Below are 19,886 nucleotides of genomic sequence, written 5' to 3' on the forward strand. Positions count from 1 at the left end.
ATTCTAGGCAATGATTCCCCTTTTATTTTCATAGTTTTCATATAATCTGCCGTCCATGATCTTCTTGAGTACCTGTACAGTTTCATAGACTTCCTGAAAAGAGGTATAAAGAGCGACAGGTGCTAAACGAATCATATTCGGTTCACGATAGTCGGGAATGATGGCCTCTTGTTTCAATGCTTTACATATTCTCGCAGCTTCTGGATGTTCAAGGATGATATGACCGCCCCTTTTTGATTCATGCCTTGGGCTCCCAATTTCAAATCCATATCCCGTTAATTCCGATTGTATTAAATCCATAAGATATTGAGTCAGCCTCAAGGATTTCTTCCGAACTTGTTCTATCCCCGCTTCCGCAAACATTTCAAGCGAGCCTAAAAGGGGAGCCATGCTTAATATATGGGGAGTTCCAATTTGAAATGCACCTGCCGAATTGGCCTGGGTAAAGGTATGTTCCATAGCGAACTGCTTATCTTTCCGCGAGCCAAACCATCCAGCCAATCCAGGCTTCCTTGCGAAATGCTTCCGATTCACATATAACCCCGCTACACATCCTGGTCCGCCATTCAAATGCTTATAATTACACCAAAAAGCGAAATCCACTTCCCAATTATCAAACAAATGCGGGATGGCACCCACAGAATGACAGGCATCGAATCCTATCATGATTCCACGCGCATGCGCTTCCTTCGTTAACCTTTCCATATCAAGTATCTGACCGCTTCGATATAAAACCGTCGGAAGGACAATCAACGCTATTTCCTCGTTCATCTCTTCAATGATGTCATCTTCTTCAAGGAATTTACCATCTTGGCTTTTCACCTGAACCAAGTGTGCCGAAGGGTCAAGCCCATGCAATCGTAACTGGCTTTGAAGTGCATAGATATCACTTGGGAAGGTTAGTTCATCCGCCAAAACCTTATTCCTGCCAGCTCTCGGTTCAAAAAAAGTGGCTGCAAGCTGATGCAGATTAGCCGTAGTCGACCCTCCCATTATCACTTCATCCTCTAAAGCTCCTACCAACGGGGCACTCAATTCACCCAATCTCTCAGAAAAGTAAAACCAGGGCTCTGCACCCTCCGTCCAGCCATCGATCCCATACTTTTTCCAATCTTCCAATGACTTCATTAAACTTTTCTCAGCCCGCTTCGATAAAAGTCCCAATGAGTTGCCATCCATATAAATCATCCCGGGGTTTAAATAGAACTCCTCTCTGTAAGAAACTAATGGATCTTCCTGATCCAACGTTTTCGCATACTCTTTCGTTGACATGAAATTATTGATATCCATGTTCTCCCCGCTTCCTTCCAATCCACTTTTTTTCACTTGTAAATCCCTACCCCTTCCCATGCCAACCTTATCATTCTGTCAGGATCTTTTTCAATATAATCCTTTTTATCAAAAATCATTGTGTAGTGGTTGGTTTCATCATATTTCGGCCAAATTTCACCTTCCGGGGGGTTGGGGTTTCCATATTTCGCAAAGTTGACCCAATGGCCCTGCATTCTATGGGAAACCTTTAGGGCAGCTGACCTTGAACCATATGAAACAATCCGTTTCCCGAATGCCGAGTCGAAGGTCTGGAAAGCAAAAGGGATATCCATACCATGTGTCGCCCCTAATTTACTTATGCGCATGGCCGCCGTTTTATAATCAAAACGATACATCCATGTTTTTTCAAAGCGGCTGTATGCCTCTGCATACCAAACCGAGGGAATATGGAATGTCGCATCACGGCCAATGCCTAGTACAGCTTCCTTTTCTGGGTAGTTTGTATAAGCATTCGTAATTCGCTCTTTCGCCTTCGGATCAGTATTTTCGAACATTTTATGAATCATCGCCATATTAGTTGGGATTAAAGGGGGGTCCATCTGATCGAATAATGTCGCTTCGTCCCTATTTGTTCCTATAAGCAAGGGTATTCCCCCTGCTCTTCCCGATCGAATCGAATCTAGTGGATAATCGGGCAGGAAGTCACCATCTACGACTGGTCCAAATGCTAGTGAGCCCGGCATTTCCTGTGAATTTTCCTGCAAGAGTTGGTGGGAGGCAGCGACAATCTCTTGAACTGGTAGTGTTTTTAATCGGTGGATTTCACCCTTTCCAATGCCCAATATCTCAAGGAACCTTTCACTGAATTGGCGCGCAAATCCTTTTCCGTAAACAGATGTCGGAGCAGGACTTTCTGCAATGGCCTGTTTAAAAAGCCCCCTCGCTGAAGGTACAGTAAGTAAAGTCGTCACCGCATTACCGCCAGCTGATTCACCAAATATCGTAACATTATCAGGGTCGCCGCCAAACGCTTCTATATTTTCTTTAACCCATTTCAGAGACGCAACTTGATCATGTAAACCTAAATTGTTTTCAAATATTTCCCCTTCACCTGCCAACTCGGTAAAATCCAGATATCCCAGTGCCCCCAGCCTATAGTTGATGCTTACCACGACTACATCTCCATTTTTAGCCAGTAAGTGTCCATTGTACATATCAAGGGATCCAGCTCCCGTTATATATGCTCCTCCTGGAATCCACACCATGACCGGGCGTTTATTATCATCAGCTCTAGGGGACCAAATATTCAGGAACAAGCAATCCTCATCCATTTTTTCATTTCCGCTCATTCCTGTTCTTACCGCACGATCCATCGGCTGCGGGGGAACGGGACCAAAATCCACTGCATCCATGACACCGCTCCAATTATCAACTGGCTCCGGAGAACGGAAACGCAGCCCATCAATCGGCGCTTTCGCATACCTGACTCCACGCCAAACGCATATATCGTTTTCCATAGTACCTTGAAGATGTCCTTTTACCGTCGTAACTATTGATCCAATCATTCCCACTCACCTCTTCATATAGTAGTAGATATGTAAGTTCTTCTTTTTCCATTCCCTTATATCCTTCATCTTTATCGAAAAAAGATCTATGGAGTCCGTTCATCCGAAATAAAGGAATGCCATTGTATATAAAGCTCCGGTTATCCTCAGGAGTTTGAATTGTTATTTTAAATAATGGTTTTCAAATGACCCGTTCAACAAAAAAAGACCCAATCAGGTCTTTTTTGTTGAACTCGGCAAAAATCTTAGGCAAGCATGGCAAGGATACTCAATAAAGAGCTGCCCCGAACGGAAAGCTGCTGTGCAGCATATGTTAATTGCTGTTCATCGAGCTGTTCCAATAAAGGCTTTAATTCCAGCAATTCATTCTCCAGGCCTCTAAGGTCTGTAGATAGCTTGTCCACCATCAAGAGCACTTGCTCAGAATCAACAGTGGTTTCAGACAAGACTTGTAACCGTTCCTTGATTTCATTCAAAGGCATATTCTGTTCTTTATACCGATTAATCATTTGAAGACGATTTAAAGCATCTTCTGTGTAATACCGATATCTTGACCCAGTTTTTTCATAGTTCAGCATTCCTAATTGTGTGTAATAGTCAATGGTTCTTCTCGAAACATTCGCAAGTTCAGCAAGCTGGCCAATCCGATATACATTCACCCAGATAGTCACCTTCTTTAAAAAATCTACTGTTAACGATACTATAACACATCTATCCAAAAAGGTGACTTCAAGATGAAACTATTAGACTACTTTATCCGAATTGCCCTTCAGCTGGTTCTTGGCAAAATACAGGGCATCTTCCTTCGATTTAAAAAAGTGCTGTTTTTCTATTTTATGATACAACCCAGTGCTGAGTAACAATTCCTTTGGTTGCTGCTGAATTCCGGAAATGATCAATTTCCCCTTATATTTTCGAATGCGATTAACGATCGCCAATAGTGCTGCCTCTGCTGAAGTGTCCATATATGTTACCCGGCGCATGCTTAATACCAAAACTTTCGTCTTATTATCCAAGTTAGCCAATATCGATGACTCCAGGACGTCTATCGAACCAAAGAAAAGAGGTCCTTCCAAGTTATACACATTGATCTTTGAATCCGAATTATCAATTGGAACAATCTCGGTAATCTCATGACTTCTTTCCCTAACCTTTAACGTGTGGCTCATTTTTGCAATGAAGGTGATGAATGCAATCAATAAGCCGATTCCCACTCCCATGATTAAATCAGTGAAGACAGTGATGAGGAAGGTGACTAGCAAAACCGCAGAATCCGCCGTCTTCGTTTTCAATACATGAGCGAATTCCTTTCTTTCACTCATATTCCAGGCAACATACATCAATATGGGTGCCATGCTAGCCAACGGTATATGCGCTGCATATGGGGAAAGCACCAGCAAAACCAGTAAAACGACAATTCCGTGAATGACTCCGGACATCGGGGAGGCTGCCCCGCTTTTTATATTGGTAGCGGTCCTGGCGATTGCTCCTGTTGCAGGTATCCCGCCAAAGAATGGGGTCGCGATGTTCGCAATTCCTTGCCCAACCAACTCTTTGTTACTATCATGCTTGGTACCGCCCATGTTATCCGCCACGGTAGCGGATAACAATGACTCGACACCGCCTAACAAGGCAATTGTAAAAGCAACGGGAAGGAGTGTGATAAGGACTTCCACTGAAAGATCCGGTGCTTGGAATTCCGGAAAACCTCTCGGAATCGCTCCATACGTGGAACCAATCGTAGCCACCTTATCGGGAAATAAAAGGTAAGCTGCCATTGTTGATATTAGCAGACCCAGAAGCGGTCCTGGCACTCGTGGCACAAACCTAGGTGCCAGCAGTATGACGACAAAACATATAATCGCAACAATCACACTATATAGATTGATCGTGTCTGCTTTAATCACCAGTTCCTTCATGTTATCCATGAACGCTTCATGTTTTTCCACTTTCATACCAAAGAAGTTGGCAATTTGCCCTGAAAAGATTATTATCGCAATGCCTGTTGTAAATCCAATGATGACAGGACGGGGAATGAACTTCATCAAATTGCCTAACTTAAGCAGACCCATCAGGACTAACATTATCCCCGCTAAAAACCCGGCAATAAGCAGGCTTTCATACCCATATTGCATAACGATTCCAAATAATAAAGGAACGAACGCCCCGGTCGGCCCTCCAATTTGATATTTTGAGCCACCCAAAATCGAAATGAGAATACCAGCGATGATGGTCGTATATAACCCATATATCGGTTCGACGCCTGAAGAAATTGCAAAAGCCAGCCCTAAAGGAATGGCTACAACCCCTACGACCAAACCTGCCGTCACGTCTTTTTGAAAACCCTTCATGTTATATCCTTGAAATCTAGAATCTTTTATCATCTTTATCAAACTCACATCCTTAGTCGTTTTTTAAGATTGGAATCTAGCATCATCATGAAAATGACATTCTTTCAATTTAGAGGGAGTTACTTGTTTGAAAATAATCTAATTATTGTAGGCATTTTTCAACGGGACAAACCAAGCGGGGGACTTTTCAAAACTAAGAAATAATCGTCATATATAATCTCCTTTTGTAAGGTTATTTGACATGGACTCGACCACGCTTCAACATTATACAGTAAAACGTAAAACTGTACATTGTTAGAAACGTTAACATTTGTTTACAACTTTTTGAATATTTTTACATTATTATTACAATCCGGGACCATTTTTCCAGTCTAGTTAATTTGAAGCTGGAGATTCAGACTACGAATCAGGAGGTTTGAACTTTGGTCTAATTCCCCATACCGGAAACTTGATCAGTGGACAATGGAAAAAGCATGTTTTGAGAAAGATTGCTCAAAACATGCTCTGCCCTAATACACACTTTCAGTTTACAGCTCTTCTCCTCTCGTCTCGATAATATGTTTATACCAATGAAACGACAGCTTCTTTTTCCGGTTTAACTGATCATGATGATCCACGTAAATAAATCCGTATTGCTTCTTATACCCGTTTAACCAACTTAATAGATCAATGACAGACCATGCGTAATATCCTTTTAAATGGATGCCTTCGTTGATTGCCCGCTTAATCACTTTTAAGTGCTCCTCAATATATTTAATACGGGGAACATCAACTATTTCACCATCGATAATCGGATCCTCATCACCAAGTCCGTTTTCTGTAACATACATTTTAATATCGCCGTAACGTTCTTTTAACATATGCAGCCCATCTAAAAATCCTTGAGGTGAGATTTCCCAGCCCCATTTTGTATAGGTTTTATCTTCCATTTTTACGGTCCGATAAAAGCCATCAAAAGACGGGTTCCCTGGAGCCAGAGTAGATGTTTCTCTTGAATGCTCCATGTTTGAAACGGCTTCCAGGTATTTTTTCACCCGAATGGGCTGGTAGTAATTGAGTCCAATAAAATCATTTTTCCCCGCATTCCTTTTTAGCGTATCCAGTTCTTCTTCTGTCCAACTTGGTGTCCAGCCTCTCTCCTTTAATTGCTCAACCACATAAGCTGGATATTCACCGTTTAAAATTGGATCATAATACCAAAAAGTTTCATATTCATTGGCATGCCTAGCAGCTAATACATTCTCATGTTTGTCATCAATACTATAAGCTGGCAGGAATACATGGGTAATCCCAATTTCACCGTAATGATTCAGTGCCTTGTATACCTCTACCGCTTTGGCATGTGCATAAAATACATAATGTGTCGCTTGAAAGTATTTATTTTCATCGTTTTGGATTCCAGGCGGGTGAGCTCCTTTTAAATACCCTAAACCGCAAAACATAACCGTTTCATTAAACGTGATCCAATGTTTGACGCGATCTCCGAATGCGCGAAAACAAATTTCCGCATACTTGACGAATGCTTCAGCTGTTCGCTTATTCGTCCATCCCCCATCTTGTTCAAGCGTCAAAGGCAAATCCCAATGATACAGCGTAACAAATGGGACAATCCCATAATTTAAGCATTCATTAATCACATTATTATAAAATTCCAAGCCTTTTACATTGACTTCCCCATCACCTGTTGGCAAAATACGGGCCCATGAAATGGAGAAGCGATATGATTCAAGTCCCATCTCTGCCATTAATTTAATATCTTCTTTGTAACGATGATAATGGTCTATCGCTACATCCCCATTTGTACCTTCAAATGTTTTCCCCGGAATCTTTGAAAAAACATCCCAATTCGTTATACCTTTACCATCTTCATCCCATGCTCCTTCTATTTGAAAAGAAGCAGAAGCTGCTCCGAATAAAAAATCGTGTGGAAATTTCATTAAAAACCCTCCCTTTTCATACCTGCTTATTAAATTGATAATAATATATTTTATTCATTGGTACAAATATTTTTTTTAGTTCACGTAAAACATAAGCCTTATAGATAGTATTTACTATCACGGAATGATTAAATCCAGAATTCCGCTGAATCAATTTCTCTTTTTCTAGCAAAAGATGATTGATACTTAGTAGCATATGAACATACAAAAACCCGTCCACCTTATGGGGACGGGTTACACATATTAAAGATGTTAGCAATCATTCCACAACCGGGAGCCAGCCTTTTATCCTGATCAACTTTTCCCAAAGCGGATCTGGAATGACCAGTTCATGCTGATCTTTTTTTGAGAGGGTAGTCCGTATTTCCGCTTCTTTTCCAGACCTGATTTTTTCAATCCAATGCGGTTCCATAAGAAGTTCACGGCCAAGGGCGATAAAAGGGACCCCCGTTTCCATGGCTTCTGCAACTTCATCGGGTGTATGCAGTGAACCTACACCGACCACCGGGATACGATTACCTACTTTATCGTAAATTTTAACGATACGCGACTTTGTCCTATCACTCTCACGGAATGAGCCATTCCAGAAGTGACCTACCGATATATGTAGATAATCCAGGTTTTGATTCGCTAATCTATCAACGAATTGAATCGTATCATCTAAAGTGATTCCAGGATTGCTGCCTTCTTCAGGAGAAAGGCGGTAGCCAATTATAAACGGCTTTTCTGCATGCTCGGCAACCGTTCTCTCGACTTCATTCACAATGGTAAGCGGGAAAATCAATCGTTTTCCCAATGTTCCACCCCATTTATCTGTACGGCGGTTCGAGTGTGGCGAGAAGAATTGTTGAAGCAAGTAAGTATTGGCACCATGGATTTCCACACCATCGAAACCTGCTTCGATGGCCCTTCTTGTTGCTTCGCCAAATGCCTTAATAACGTCTTGTATTTCATCTTCACTCATTTCCCGCGGTACAGGTGCTTCTTCGCTGGAAGCAATCGCACTTGCAGAAACAGGTTGGTTATCAGGCAATAATTCCGGCGGACTTTGACGGCCTCCATGATATATTTGCAGGATCGCTTTTGACCCATTGGACTGAATCGTTTCAGCTAGTTTTCTCAAGGATGGGATAAAGAAATCGTCATCTGCACCTAATTGGCCTGGGAATCCCTTGCCCCCAGCAGATACATAGGCACATGCCGTGACCACCGCACCTACACCAGCCGAGCGCTCAGCGTAATAGGCCAGTTCATCATCGGTTACAACGCCTTGGTCATCCGAAGAATAAGTGGTCATAGGAGCCATCATGATACGGTTTTTCACTTCTACCCCTGATGGAAATATATATGGTTGAAAGATCTTTTCGTATTTTTGATTCATGCCAATCCTCCCCCTTTACTATTAGTGGTGATGATGTCCATGCGGTTCTTTAGAAGGATTCGTGATCTCAAAGCCTTCTTCAGGAACATAAAAATATTTAATCCAGACACCATCCAGAAATTCTTCACGTGAATCAAGTAAAATATCGATATCTTTATCTGTTTTGACGATTTCATCATATTCTACCGGTGTATCAAGCTTCATGTCATAATGGGCATGATCGCCATGCATATGGGTGATATATACACGAATCATTTTCCCTTCGGCTTCTTCAGTGCTGAGCATCTTTTGTAAGACCTTTGCTGCATGGCGATTTATTTTGCACTTCATTTCCATTCCCCCAACAATTAAATTATCCCTGTACTAGTTCTACCCAATTAAGGGTTATCAGTAACATCCATTTTTCCCCTTCATGATTGGCCTTGTCCGCGGTCTGAAGGAAAGACGATGCCGATTTGCCTTCTTGCTTCATCCATGATTTCCATAGTCAACAGTGAATTCGAATATGTATTTATATCGGATTCCATTTTCCCCTGCTGTATCAAATCAAAAAATTCCTTCGCTTCATAATACATGGTAGGCATATCCTGTTTAACGGAAATATTTTCAGTGGTTCCATCCCGATACTGAATATCCACCGCTTGCGGTCCTGAAATTTTCTGAATGATTATGCTTCCATGTTCACCTTGAATTTCCGATGGCAAATTGGACTCAGTAATTTTGGAAAACATGACGACTGCCTCCATTTCATCATAGGTAAGCAGAATCGTACCTTGCCCATCAACTCCTGATTCGAGCATCGTTCCTGATGCCTGCACCTTATTCGGTTTACCGAACAGTACAACAAGTGGATAGAGCACGTAAATGCCTAGATCCATTAAAGAGCCACTGGAGAATTCAGGATTGAATGCATTCAGCACAGTTCCTTGTTTATATGAATCATAGCGTGATGAGTATTGGCAAAAGCTTCCCGAGAAACGCCGTATATTCCCGATTTTATCCAGATTGCCCTTTATACTTTCGAAATTCGGCATGATGGTCGATTTCATCGCTTCCATCAATAGCACATCATTTTGTTTTGCAGCCTCAATCATTTCCCTTACTTCAGCCGCATTCGAGGCCATTGGTTTTTCACATAATACATGTTTTTTATTTTGCAAAAATAACACGGCTTGCCTGCAATGATGAGAGTTAGGGCTTGCTATATACACAGCGTCGATTTCATCGCTGCTGGCCATTGCTTCTAAATTCGTAAAAGTCGTATGTACTTCGTATTTATTGGCAAATTCCTTCGCTTTCTCCTCTGTACGTGAATACACGGCGGTTAACGATAAACCCTCTACATGCTTTGCAGCCTCCAAAAATCGTTCCGTGATCCAATTTGTACCTATTACTCCTAATCTTATCAACATCCTATCCCCTTTCAAGCTAACTTTATCATGTCCTCAATATACAGACATTTCACTGAAAAACAAAGTATATTGAACACTCGCAATTGCTTAAATTGGATTTTTTAGGCAATATTCGTTTATAATTTTTCTATATTACAACTGCCATGATGTTTCTACATACTCCCAAAATGGGAAAGAAAACTTAAAAGGAGCGTGTGAAGTGTATGACAGAATTAATGAAAAACAAAGTTGCCATCATTACCGGTGGGGGATCAGGAATTGGCCGGGGTGCCGCACTTAAACTAGCTGAAAACGGCGCGAACATCATCTTTTTTGACCGTACAGTCGAAAATGCCGAAAAAGTGAAGGAAGAAGTCGAGAACCTTGGTCGAGAGGCTTTAATCATTAAAACGGATGTTTCCAAGGCTGAGCAAGTTGAACTTGCCTACAAAACAGCCCATGAACATTTTGGGAAAATTGATTTTGTATTTGCAAACGCAGGCATCAACGGAGTGATTGCCCCTATAGAAGACATAAAGCCAGAAGATTGGGATAAGACACATACCATCAACCTCAAAGGCACCTTTCTCACCATCAAATACGCCATTCCTTACATGAAGGAAACGGGTGGCAGCATCGTGATCAACAGCTCCATCAACGGAAACCGATATTTCAAGAATTTTGGTTTTTCCGCTTATAGTTCATCCAAAGCCGGTCAAGTCGCTTTCGGTAAAATGGCCGCACTCGAATTGGCAAGATATAAAATCAGGGTAAATACCATTTGTCCCGGTTCCATCGATACGAACATTGACGATAATACATTCCCGGAAGAAGAAAACCTTAAAAAAATCAGGATTCCCATTGAATATCCCGAAGGTTCCCAGCCCCTGGCGAGGAAAGCGGGGACTGCCGAACAAGCTGGTGATCTCGTATTGTTCCTAGCATCAGACATGTCCTCCCATGTTACGGGCACGGAAGTTTATATCGATGGAGCAGAATCACTATTATGATCCAAAAAGGAAAAGCTGAAATCCACATCAGGATTTCAGCTTTTCCTTTTTAAGCAACTCGCCTTAACCCGCGACGGGCAAGGAGTAAATAAGCGCACATGGCGATGACATGACAACTTACCATCACAATTCCCATCGGCAAGGGCGACTCACCTGAACCTAACCCCACCAGGGGAGCCATTAGCGATCCTAATATGAAGGGAAGCAAGCCAATTAAAGCCGAAGCACTGCCTGCTGTTTTTTTCTGATTTTGCATCGCTAAAGAAAAACTCGTTGTACCGACAATACCGACGCTGGAGACGGAGAGGAATAAAGCGGCCAAGATTCCGGCCAAGCCCATTTCAAGAAGGACTGAGGCAAGAAGTAATATTCCCCCAAACAAAGCTAGGCATAACCCCATTTGAAGCAATCTTTCTTCTTTAACCCTGCCTGCCAGCTTCCCGGCAACTTGTGAAGCGATGATGATCCCAACCCCGTTTATTGCAAAAATCAGGCTGAAGGTCTGTGGGGAAACCCCATAAATGTTCTGGAGAACAAAAGGCGATCCGGAAATATAAGCAAACATTGCGGCACTTATGAATCCTTGTGCAAAAGCATAGCCCATAAACACACGATCCTTCAATAAGTTCCCAAAAGTCCTAATTGTATCATTTACCCCGCCAGCACTCCTGTGATTGGACGATAAAGTTTCCTTTATCCCAAAAAATGCAGCCGCAACCATAATGATACTTAATACTGAAATGACAATGAAAACTCCCCGCCAAGAAGTGAACTGCAAAAGTTGACCGCCAAAAACCGGAGCCAATATCGGTGCCGCCCCATTCACCAGCATTAACATGGAGAAGAACTTGGTCAAATCCGTTCCTGAAAAAAGGTCACGAACTATGGCCCTTGAAATGACAATGCCTCCCGCTCCCGCAATACCTTGGATAAAACGTAATAATAAAAGCAATTCAATGGTTGGGGCAAAAGCGCATAACAGAGATGAAATGCAATAAATGGATAAAGATATGATTAACGGTGAACGCCTTCCTTTTGCATCACTTAGAGGCCCTAAATAAATTTGGCCCAAAGCCAATCCTAACAAGCAGGCAGTCAAGCTTAGCTGCGCTAATGACGTACTGCTTTTCAGATCCTCTGCCAGTGTGGGGAGACCTGGTAAATACATATCAAGTGACAGTGGTCCAATCGCTGCAAAAGACCCTAGCATAAGAGCCATCAACAGCCTTTTGGATTTAGTCATTTCGTTGCCGGATGATATCGTTTCCTTCATTTCAATCATTATTAACCCTATCCCTTTCAACTAATTGTTCTTCCTAATAAACTCGACTTTCTTTATTTTACAAAAGATCGCAACAATTTACGATAAGTATGCTCCACTTGAATGGGATTCTTCCTTTCGGCACTCAGGTAAGCACAGGTGCATCAAAACTCCGAAATCTTCTAAAAAGGACAAATCATATTTCAGGAAATATCATTTGAGAATACTACGAACCAAAGAAAAACTATTAAAGGTCCAACATTCCCCATAAAAAATGACCCCATTTTTGGGGTCATTTCAGATTGTAGACAAACTTGAAGTGAAGAGAGCTTGCCTGCAGTTTTTTTATTTAAAAAAGGTTGCCGGTGATTTCAGAAATCCGCTCCCTTTCCGCCGACTGTCTGCCAAGCCTCCTTGCCACATGCGCCTGTGGGGTCTCGGCAAGCCAGTTATTCGGCAGGAGTGTCGCAAATTTCTTCAATCCAATAAAGATTATAGTAAAAAAACATGAAGGATAATCTATTCTTGTTTTAAAATCTTTGTTCGGGATGAAACCATTCCGAATCCCATTTTAGCGTCATTTTGATTTATTCAACAATACTAAATTACGGGGAGTATCCCCAGATAATCCGTCCACCAAGTTTTGTACAGCAAGAGTTGCCATTTTCATTCTTGTGGCAATGCTAGCACTCCCGATATGCGGTAAAGTAACCACATTGGGCAATGTTAGCAGCGGGTGGTCCAGAGGGACGGGCTCTTCTTCGAATACATCCAATCCAGCCGCCCAAATCTCTCGATTTTCCAGCGCCTGGTACAACGCTTTTTCATCGATAATTCCGCCTCTTGCGGTATTAATGAGCACAGCCGTCCCTTTCATCAATTCCAGCTGCTCCTTGCCAATCATATAAGCCGTTTCCGCTGTGAGCGGCAGCATGACACAAACGAAATCCGAGATTTGGAGCAATTTTTCAAGGGGCTGATATTCGATTCCTAACTCTTTTTCCTGTTCATATTTACGGCTTCGATTAAAATAAACTAAGTTCATATCAAATCCCTTAGCTCTTTTTGCAAGGGCTTCCCCAATTCTGCCTAACCCGATGATACCCAGCGTTGCACCGTGTACATCTTGTCCTGTCAGCTGCATCGGCGACCATGTTTCCCACTTTCCATTCCTTAAATAATCTTCTGCCTCCATCATCCTCCTTGCCGTTGCAAGCAGTAAGCCGAAGGTTAAATCAGCTGTCGTTTCCGTTAAAACCCCCGGTGTGTTCGTTACCATGATGCCCCGTTTTGTTGCACTTTGAACGTCAATATTATTATGGCCCACTGCCATATTCGCGATGATTTTCAGATTGGGTGCCTGTTCAATCAGTGACTCATCGATTTGTTCCGTCAATAAGCAAAGCAGCCCCTCGACTTCTTTCATTTCTTTTACAAGGACTTCTCTAGGGACCGGTATATCCTCTTGATCCCACATCCTGACATCATAATTCCGACTAAGACCCTCGATGATTTGTTCTGGCAATTTCCTTGTAATATAAATTTTTGGCTTCAAACCATAACCTCCTATACCGTTTCTTTCCATTGAACACATTCAGTTTTCATTACACAATAATTAAATTTAAAGAATATTGGCTAAATGACTAGCTTGTTTATTCAATTTTAAAATAAACTAGATAAATAGACCATCCATTTCCAATCAATCTTACTATTATATTTTCTTGATTGCCTGGAAGCTTCCGCTTGACAGTTTCAGTTCATTTAACCAATCATAGAATAATAACCCTTTACATCTATTCGGTCATTAGTAATATCGCAATTTTCCAGATGAAGTTTATCTCGATTTAGGAGGATATGGGACGTTCATGAAAACGAATACAACATATAAAATTTATCCAATTATAGCTCCAAGCGCTTTATCTTTAAAAAGTATAAACTTTTATTTAGTTAAACAGGATGAATCTTTAACATTAGTTGATGCAGGTATGAATGATGATGTTTGCTGGAATGCACTGCAGCAAACATTAAATGAAAATGGATTTACAGTTGGGGACATCACGGAAATTTTGTTAACCCATCACCATGGAGACCATGTTGGTTTGGTCAACCGGATTACCGAACTCCATCCGATTCCCGTTTATGCCCATTCTAAATCCATTCCCCGTTTAAAAAGGGACCCTGACTTCTTAAGTATGAGAATTGAATTTTATAAACAGCTATACCTTGAGATGGGCTGTGGTGAACTTGGAGATAAACAAGTGGCTTACCTATTCAACGCGGTCAATAATAATAAAGATCAAAAACTGAATGGTGACATCATCGCAATCACGGAAAAACACTGGCTGAATTTTGAGGTGATCGAATTTCCCGGGCATGCCCCGGATCAAATTGCTTTTCTTGACCGAGAAGGGAAACGGCTTCTTGCCGGTGATTTATTGATTGAACATATCTCAAGCAATGCCTTGATCGAACCTGATGAAAACGGTAATAGAATGCTGACTCTTGTAGATCATATCGACTCATTAAAACGATGTTCAGCATTACAGGTGAATCTCCTCTTTCCTGGTCATGGTAACGTGATTGAACAACCCGGTCATCTGATTGAAAAAAGACTCAACAGCATAGAGAGGAAATCACAAAAGATCCTGGCCTTGATAGGATCCGGAATTTCTACAGGAAATGAACTGGCAAAGGAGTTTTACAAACAAAAGTATATAGCAGAATTCCCGCTCGTCATGTCAGAAATCATCGGCCATTTGGATTATTTGGAATATCAGGGGAAGGTCACGAAACAACTCGTTGAAAATGTAGTTCATTATCAAGCTAAATGACATCAAAAAAGGCTGAATTGAAATCGTCCCCACTTAGCAGGGACTTTTTTTATGGAAAAATGCACAAAATAATTGAATCTGAAATACATAGGACCTTTTGGGTGTTTTAATGAATCTAACAGGAAATCGATTAGAAAGTGAAGAATTTATTAGAAGAATTTATTATCTGAATATTAAATATTTTCAGAATAGGGGATTTGATGTGAAAAGAAAATTTTTAAAGGTTTTAAGTTCAACAGTAGTAGCCGCAACATTACTTGGCCCAAATGTCAGCTTAGCAGAAAGAGGACCAAATCCGACAGGCGGAACGAATCTTTCTACCGAAGCATTCCTAAATTATGACGAACTTGTAAAAGAATTAAATCAACTTGAGCAAGCGAGTGCAGGGATAGTCAATGTAGAAGTGGCCGGAAAAACGAATCAGGGTCGTTCCATTCAAAAAGTGACTGTCGGTCATGGTGACAAAGTCGTTCTTATTCAAAGTGAAATTCATGGAAATGAAAAAACAGGAACTGTCGCGTTATTGAACATTCTTAAAAACCTTGGTCAAAGTAACTCGCCTGAGGTAAAGAAAGTGCTTGATGAACTAACAATTGTTGCCATTCCAATGATGAACGTAGACGGCTCAGAGCTTGATCGTCGTGGAAATGAGATGAAATGGTCTGAAGTTGTAGGTAAATTCCCCCAACTTTCTAATGCAAAACCTACTTGGAACTATTACACTACTCCCAGATCAGGAGACGACTATGCTACCAAACCGGGATTTGATGTTAATCGTGACTTCAATCCAGACCTAAATTATGTACCAAAACCTCAAGACTTCCCGGGGGCATCTGAAAAGCCAGGCTGGTTTATTACCCCCGAAGCGCAAACGTTACGTAACACATATAAAGGGTTAAAATCGAAATTCGGGAAAGTGGATGTTTTTATCGATCTTCATCATCAGGGATTCCCATATATCGAAGGAACTGATGAGCGTGCAACTATGTCAATATCAGGAAAATTCGTTCCTAACCCAAGCACTCCAGAAGGTGCTAAATATGCAGAGTATGCAGATAATTTCAAGTATGATTTCTCTCGTCAGTTAACACTTACTGCGTATAATGCACTGCAAGCAAAAGGGAATTCAGTTTTTACAAATATTTCATTATATGATCAATCTATTGACCTGCCAGGGACTGCTTTAGGGACGTTTGCTTTAAACGGAAGTGGGACGGTTCTATTTGAAGTTAGTGGTCAAACACAAAACTTTGGGCAAAAAAAGAATGGCCAGCTCGTAAAAACGGTTGAAACGGGGCTAATGGGTATTATCAATGGTGTAACAGATGGATCTGTTCATAATCTTAATCCATCAGACTATGAAAAAATCCCTGAAAGTTCATCTACACCCGGAATCTAGTAAATTTTGAAACTTAATTGTAAAGGGGACTTGTCCGCGATCTGGCATCGGTTGAATATCGAAGCCAGATGGCAGCAAAGCCCTTTTTATTTGTCTAATTGACACTGGAATTCCAGCCTTTTCTTGCTGAAGATACTTACACGCACACGACAATCTCTCTGGAAAAAATGCCTTTCCTGGCAACACAGCGATCAGCAATCTCAAATCCAGCTTCTTCAATCATATGATCCATCGTATCGATCGTTACGACGACGACCTTATCAGCAAAGCCCCTTGCGTGTTTAAGGATTGATAGCTGATCCTCCGGCGTCGCATGTGTATATAGATTATAAGGCATATCGATAATCGCTACATCATATTTACTGGTGACCTCCGAAATCGGACCTGTAGTTACATCACCTTCGAGTCCGAAATAGGCAATATTCTCCCTTGAACCGTCGGTAACAAGCGGGTTGATATCCCGGCCATCAATATTGATCCCCATCGAAAGGGCTTCCACCAATACCGTTCCAATTCCGCAGCATGGATCAATTGCCTTCACCCTATCCGGATGTGGAACGGCAATGTTGGCAATGGCCCTCGCCACTCTCGTGCTAAGCGCAGTTGAATATTCACGGGGCTTCTTCATATGTTTTAACCAAACCGCTTCAGGTTTGACATACTTCCCAAAATACCAACGACCGCCAAGCGTCACGATTCCAAAGACCTGATCTGGATTACGTACATCGGCATTTCCCTGAATGTGCCAGCCAATCTCCCGTTCAATTTCACGCTGTCCATCATAATCTATTTTTTCTTCTTTATTCCAATCATTAATTTTCACGAATAATACTTTGAACGTCGAATCAGGCAAATGAATATCCTTAACTTGCTCAACGATTTCGGATATGCTTTCCCCTTCAAACATGATATCGACCCGCCCTTTTATAAAAGGGCTCCTGCTCGGTTCAATGGCTATATCACTTTTCAAAATATCCCCTGAAGTCTCAAAGCCAAAGAAAGAACGCATCTCCATTTTAGATAATGAGCGTTCGTCAGGGGTGCATGTAAATGTATATATATATGCCGGTTTGCGGCTATGATTAGTCAATCCATTCCCATCCTTCATTACATTAGATTATACCTTTCTATCAAACATAGCTGTAATAGGATAGAAAAGCAAATGGAATCGTGCAGAAAAAAGCAGGAATGCTTTTTATTCAGCATTCCTGCCACCATATTTTTCATTGTTCCATCTCTAACGAAAGGATTTATTAATCCAATTTATACAGGTGGCTATTTATATACTTCGCACGGGCCTCAATGAATTTCAGGATGAATTCGGGCTCATCATCAAATTTCTCAATATTCCCCTTGATATATGGATCTTTTGATACATAAGGTCTTAATTGATCATGCATTTCCTGAATGATAGGTTTCATATAGGCCACGTTATAATGATTGTTCAAAATCTCCTTAAGAAGTTCTTGGTACCTGACACGAAATCCCCTTACATCAAGGATCCTAGCAGTCAATGTATTGAACCCCCCGATTCCCACATAATCCTCTTCCATCACTTTCCCGTTAACATCCCTGCCCCATGTCGCATCATAATCCCATGGAATCATTTCAAATAGACCGGTATCTCCATTTCGATACAAAGCATAGTTATGAACGAACCCATCATAGTTTTGCGTGAATATGACACCGGCCAGCCAGCGCAGGTACTTTTCCACATCGACATATTTTACGATTTCCTTTTCAAAATCCACTCTTGAAATTGTATTGATTTGGAGGATCAGCTCTTGTAAATATAATTCCTCCTTTTCTGTCCCGCACTTTTTTTGATAGCCCATCTCCAATGATTTTTTGATTCCTTTATCCAAATCGCTCATCAATGAGAAATTGGCATCACCATCCACTGCATAGAAAATTGCCCCCTTGGGGAGCCCCCTTTTCTTCAAATAATATTCATCCACCGATTCCAATTCGAGGTATATCCCCTCGTCCTTTCCGTTTAGATTTAGGAAAACGAACTGGGCTTTCGGTGATAAAGTCCCTATATCTGCAAAAAAATCTAAAGATAATTTATTTCTTAGTAAAGATTTATCTTTATATTCGGCATTTAAATGAACTTCCTTGGCATGCTTGAAAGTATTAGGCTTATAAAAGACTACATTATAGGATTTTTTCCGAAAACTTCGGATATGTGAGCCACGGTAAACAATATCAATATCAAGTTTTTTTTTGTTGATCGTTAACTTTGCAGGTAAAGGATCATTGCACCATATATCTCTGCGAAGTTCCATTAAATGAACTGGTGGTATATAAAGCTGGTACACAGGCACCTTCTTGTCAGAATTCATATAACCCTTCCCTTCACTTTCCTATTAAATTATGGAAAAAAAGCGAAGGGTGTCACCCTAAGAACACTATTTTTAAAAAGATTGGGGATTATCTTTAGCACATCACGTACAAGCAACATAGTTTAATGTATAGAAAGGGGGATTATATATGTCAGACATCATTCGTGACATACAAAATGCGGTGGATAGAGCCAATTCCATGGGGTTAAGCGATTTCATGTTTAATGACCCACATCCAATAGGCAGACATTCACGTACAAATAACAATAAAGGGTGCTCTTCTTGCAGCACTAAACGTTGCATGGGCAGGAATCGGTCCACTCGTGGCACTCAAAGGCGCACGAGCAGTTCCACTTGCCGCACGCAAAGGCGCACAAGCAGGAATACTCATAGGGGTTCTTGCTGGAAACGATCAACTTCCGGAACGCAAAGGGGCTCTTGCTGGAAAAGGAGATCTACATGCAGCAGACAAAGGCGCACAAGCAGAAACCGGTGCTCCTCCAACAACTGCAGGTGGCTCTGCTGCAATAACTTTCGCAATAAACGGAAATGGTGCTTCTAGCTTCTCGAATCCGTTTTAATGCACAATCAATATTTTTCACTGGTCATTAAGCTTTACCTTAACATTTTAAATACACAAAACTCGTCGTATAATGACGAGTTTTTGTGTTTTATAATTATCACGTACAGTTATAACCATCTAAATGTCTCTCCTTACCTGCAACGGTTATTCCAAATCTAGCATAATCCTGTTTAGAACCTGTACCTATAATAAAAGGATCCTACCCTCTTACATACGGTAGGACCCTTCAGGTTACTTATTTAACGGAGACCAATTCGAACTGTGCATACACATCCTTCAGCCCTGCTTGAATGGCTTGACCAGCCTTCCCACGATAATGCATTTGCACACGATCAATCAATTCTTCGATACCATCTTTCAGGCAATAACCGCGCAGCAGTTGACGGATGAATTCCCTGCCATGCTCTGTAGCAAGCGTACAGGAAGCCTCGACTATTACTCCATATTTAAAGTCAAGCTCCACCGTGATCGTGATCGAATCATATATATTTCTCGCTGCCATCCCTTGTGGAAGTTTTGCATGCCCTGCAATAAAGTATGTGTTCATCATCTGATCTCCT

The 19,886-nt window shown here is 41.3% G+C and carries 17 protein-coding genes and 1 pseudogene; 5 read left to right on the forward strand and 13 right to left on the reverse strand.

Annotation, left to right across the window (positions count from 1 at the left end; all coding sequences use genetic code 11):
- Positions 1 to 3: 3 nt before the first annotated feature.
- The 8 genes from kynU to ADA55_RS10195 form a co-directional block, all read right to left on the reverse strand.
- Positions 4 to 1,290 carry a kynureninase gene (gene kynU / locus ADA55_RS10155; protein ID WP_048683044.1) on the reverse strand — a complete coding sequence of 429 codons (1,287 nt, stop codon included), beginning with the start codon at positions 1,288 to 1,290 and terminating at the stop codon, positions 4 to 6.
- Between the two features lie 32 nt (positions 1,291 to 1,322).
- A complete protein-coding gene (locus tag ADA55_RS10160; protein ID WP_048682954.1) occupies positions 1,323 to 2,837 on the reverse strand; it encodes a carboxylesterase/lipase family protein in 1,515 nt (504 codons plus the stop codon).
- 245 nt (positions 2,838 to 3,082) lie between these two features.
- Positions 3,083 to 3,496 carry a MerR family transcriptional regulator gene (locus ADA55_RS10165; RefSeq protein WP_048682957.1) on the reverse strand — a complete coding sequence of 138 codons (414 nt, stop codon included), beginning with the start codon at positions 3,494 to 3,496 and terminating at the stop codon, positions 3,083 to 3,085.
- 84 nt (positions 3,497 to 3,580) lie between these two features.
- Entirely contained in the window at positions 3,581 to 5,221 is a 1,641-nt protein-coding gene (locus ADA55_RS10170; protein ID WP_048683047.1) for a SulP family inorganic anion transporter, read from the reverse strand.
- 494 nt (positions 5,222 to 5,715) lie between these two features.
- A complete protein-coding gene (locus ADA55_RS10175) occupies positions 5,716 to 7,125 on the reverse strand; it encodes a glycoside hydrolase family 1 protein (protein ID WP_048682962.1) in 1,410 nt (469 codons plus the stop codon).
- A gap of 259 nt (positions 7,126 to 7,384) precedes the next feature.
- Positions 7,385 to 8,506, reverse strand: coding sequence for an NADH-dependent flavin oxidoreductase (locus ADA55_RS10185; RefSeq protein WP_048682968.1), 1,122 nt, complete (start codon positions 8,504 to 8,506; stop codon positions 7,385 to 7,387).
- Positions 8,507 to 8,527: 21 nt separating this feature from the next.
- Positions 8,528 to 8,836, reverse strand: coding sequence for a heme biosynthesis protein HemY (locus tag ADA55_RS10190; RefSeq protein WP_048682973.1), 309 nt, complete (start codon positions 8,834 to 8,836; stop codon positions 8,528 to 8,530).
- A gap of 80 nt (positions 8,837 to 8,916) precedes the next feature.
- Complete coding sequence (locus tag ADA55_RS10195) at positions 8,917 to 9,915, reverse strand: Gfo/Idh/MocA family protein (protein WP_048683051.1); 999 nt, start codon at positions 9,913 to 9,915, stop codon at positions 8,917 to 8,919.
- A 206-nt stretch (positions 9,916 to 10,121) separates the two neighbouring features.
- Between ADA55_RS10195 and ADA55_RS10200 the strand changes: the two genes are divergently transcribed.
- Positions 10,122 to 10,907 (forward strand): SDR family oxidoreductase, encoded by a 786-nt coding sequence (locus tag ADA55_RS10200; RefSeq protein ID WP_048682977.1) that lies wholly within the window; start codon positions 10,122 to 10,124, stop codon positions 10,905 to 10,907.
- A gap of 49 nt (positions 10,908 to 10,956) precedes the next feature.
- On the opposite strand, the gene ADA55_RS10205 is transcribed toward ADA55_RS10200, so the two are convergent.
- Together ADA55_RS10205 and ADA55_RS10210 are read right to left on the reverse strand one after the other, a co-directional pair.
- Positions 10,957 to 12,189: a multidrug effflux MFS transporter gene (locus ADA55_RS10205; RefSeq protein WP_373689787.1), complete on the reverse strand. Its 1,233-nt coding sequence runs from the start codon at positions 12,187 to 12,189 to the stop codon at positions 10,957 to 10,959.
- Positions 12,190 to 12,745: 556 nt separating this feature from the next.
- On the reverse strand, positions 12,746 to 13,723 hold the full coding sequence (locus ADA55_RS10210) for a 2-hydroxyacid dehydrogenase (protein ID WP_048682980.1): 978 nt from the start codon (positions 13,721 to 13,723) through the stop codon (positions 12,746 to 12,748).
- A 310-nt stretch (positions 13,724 to 14,033) separates the two neighbouring features.
- On the opposite strand from ADA55_RS10210, the gene ADA55_RS10215 reads away from it, so the two are divergent.
- A complete protein-coding gene (locus tag ADA55_RS10215; RefSeq protein WP_048682984.1) occupies positions 14,034 to 14,999 on the forward strand; it encodes an MBL fold metallo-hydrolase in 966 nt (321 codons plus the stop codon).
- A gap of 202 nt (positions 15,000 to 15,201) precedes the next feature.
- A complete protein-coding gene (locus ADA55_RS10220; protein ID WP_048683058.1) occupies positions 15,202 to 16,398 on the forward strand; it encodes a M14 family metallopeptidase in 1,197 nt (398 codons plus the stop codon).
- A 136-nt stretch (positions 16,399 to 16,534) separates the two neighbouring features.
- On the opposite strand, the gene ADA55_RS10225 is transcribed toward ADA55_RS10220, so the two are convergent.
- Positions 16,535 to 17,506 carry an RNA methyltransferase gene (locus ADA55_RS10225; protein ID WP_105718833.1) on the reverse strand — a complete coding sequence of 324 codons (972 nt, stop codon included), beginning with the start codon at positions 17,504 to 17,506 and terminating at the stop codon, positions 16,535 to 16,537.
- 145 nt (positions 17,507 to 17,651) lie between these two features.
- Entirely contained in the window at positions 17,652 to 18,743 is a 1,092-nt protein-coding gene (locus ADA55_RS10230; RefSeq protein ID WP_048682986.1) for a CotH kinase family protein, read from the reverse strand.
- Between the two features lie 148 nt (positions 18,744 to 18,891).
- Between ADA55_RS10230 and ADA55_RS31365 the strand changes: the two are divergent.
- Together ADA55_RS31365 and ADA55_RS10235 are read left to right on the forward strand one after the other, a co-directional pair.
- Positions 18,892 to 18,969 (forward strand): annotated as a pseudogene (locus ADA55_RS31365) (CotG/ExsB N-terminal domain-containing protein); the annotation flags it as partial.
- A gap of 97 nt (positions 18,970 to 19,066) precedes the next feature.
- Positions 19,067 to 19,324 carry a hypothetical protein gene (locus ADA55_RS10235; protein WP_048682991.1) on the forward strand — a complete coding sequence of 86 codons (258 nt, stop codon included), beginning with the start codon at positions 19,067 to 19,069 and terminating at the stop codon, positions 19,322 to 19,324.
- Positions 19,325 to 19,561: 237 nt separating this feature from the next.
- On the opposite strand, the gene ADA55_RS10240 is transcribed toward ADA55_RS10235, so the two are convergent.
- On the reverse strand, positions 19,562 to 19,873 hold the full coding sequence (locus tag ADA55_RS10240) for a DUF3870 domain-containing protein (protein WP_048682993.1): 312 nt from the start codon (positions 19,871 to 19,873) through the stop codon (positions 19,562 to 19,564).
- Positions 19,874 to 19,886 lie beyond the last annotated feature (13 nt).

Origin of the sequence: Bacillus sp. 220_BSPC (assembly GCF_001054655.1) — a bacterium.
Lineage (GTDB): Bacteria > Bacillota > Bacilli > Bacillales > DSM-1321 > Peribacillus > Peribacillus frigoritolerans.

Excerpts from the sequence above, each read along its gene's own strand:
- kynU (WP_048683044.1), bottom strand. The coding sequence starts at position 1,290 with ATGGATATCAATAATTTCATGTCAACGAAAGAGTATGCGAAAACGTTG.
- ADA55_RS10160 (WP_048682954.1), bottom strand. The coding sequence starts at position 2,837 with ATGATTGGATCAATAGTTACGACGGTAAAAGGACATCTTCAAGGTACT.
- ADA55_RS10170 (WP_048683047.1), bottom strand. The coding sequence starts at position 5,221 with ATGATAAAAGATTCTAGATTTCAAGGATATAACATGAAGGGTTTTCAA.
- ADA55_RS10175 (WP_048682962.1), bottom strand. The coding sequence starts at position 7,125 with ATGAAATTTCCACACGATTTTTTATTCGGAGCAGCTTCTGCTTCTTTT.
- ADA55_RS10185 (WP_048682968.1), bottom strand. The coding sequence starts at position 8,506 with ATGAATCAAAAATACGAAAAGATCTTTCAACCATATATATTTCCATCA.
- ADA55_RS10190 (WP_048682973.1), bottom strand. The coding sequence starts at position 8,836 with ATGAAGTGCAAAATAAATCGCCATGCAGCAAAGGTCTTACAAAAGATG.
- ADA55_RS10200 (WP_048682977.1), top strand. The coding sequence starts at position 10,122 with ATGACAGAATTAATGAAAAACAAAGTTGCCATCATTACCGGTGGGGGA.
- ADA55_RS10205 (WP_373689787.1), bottom strand. The coding sequence starts at position 12,189 with ATGATTGAAATGAAGGAAACGATATCATCCGGCAACGAAATGACTAAA.
- ADA55_RS10215 (WP_048682984.1), top strand. The coding sequence starts at position 14,034 with ATGAAAACGAATACAACATATAAAATTTATCCAATTATAGCTCCAAGC.
- ADA55_RS10225 (WP_105718833.1), bottom strand. The coding sequence starts at position 17,506 with ATGAAGGATGGGAATGGATTGACTAATCATAGCCGCAAACCGGCATAT.
- ADA55_RS10230 (WP_048682986.1), bottom strand. The coding sequence starts at position 18,743 with ATGAATTCTGACAAGAAGGTGCCTGTGTACCAGCTTTATATACCACCA.
- ADA55_RS10240 (WP_048682993.1), bottom strand. The coding sequence starts at position 19,873 with ATGAACACATACTTTATTGCAGGGCATGCAAAACTTCCACAAGGGATG.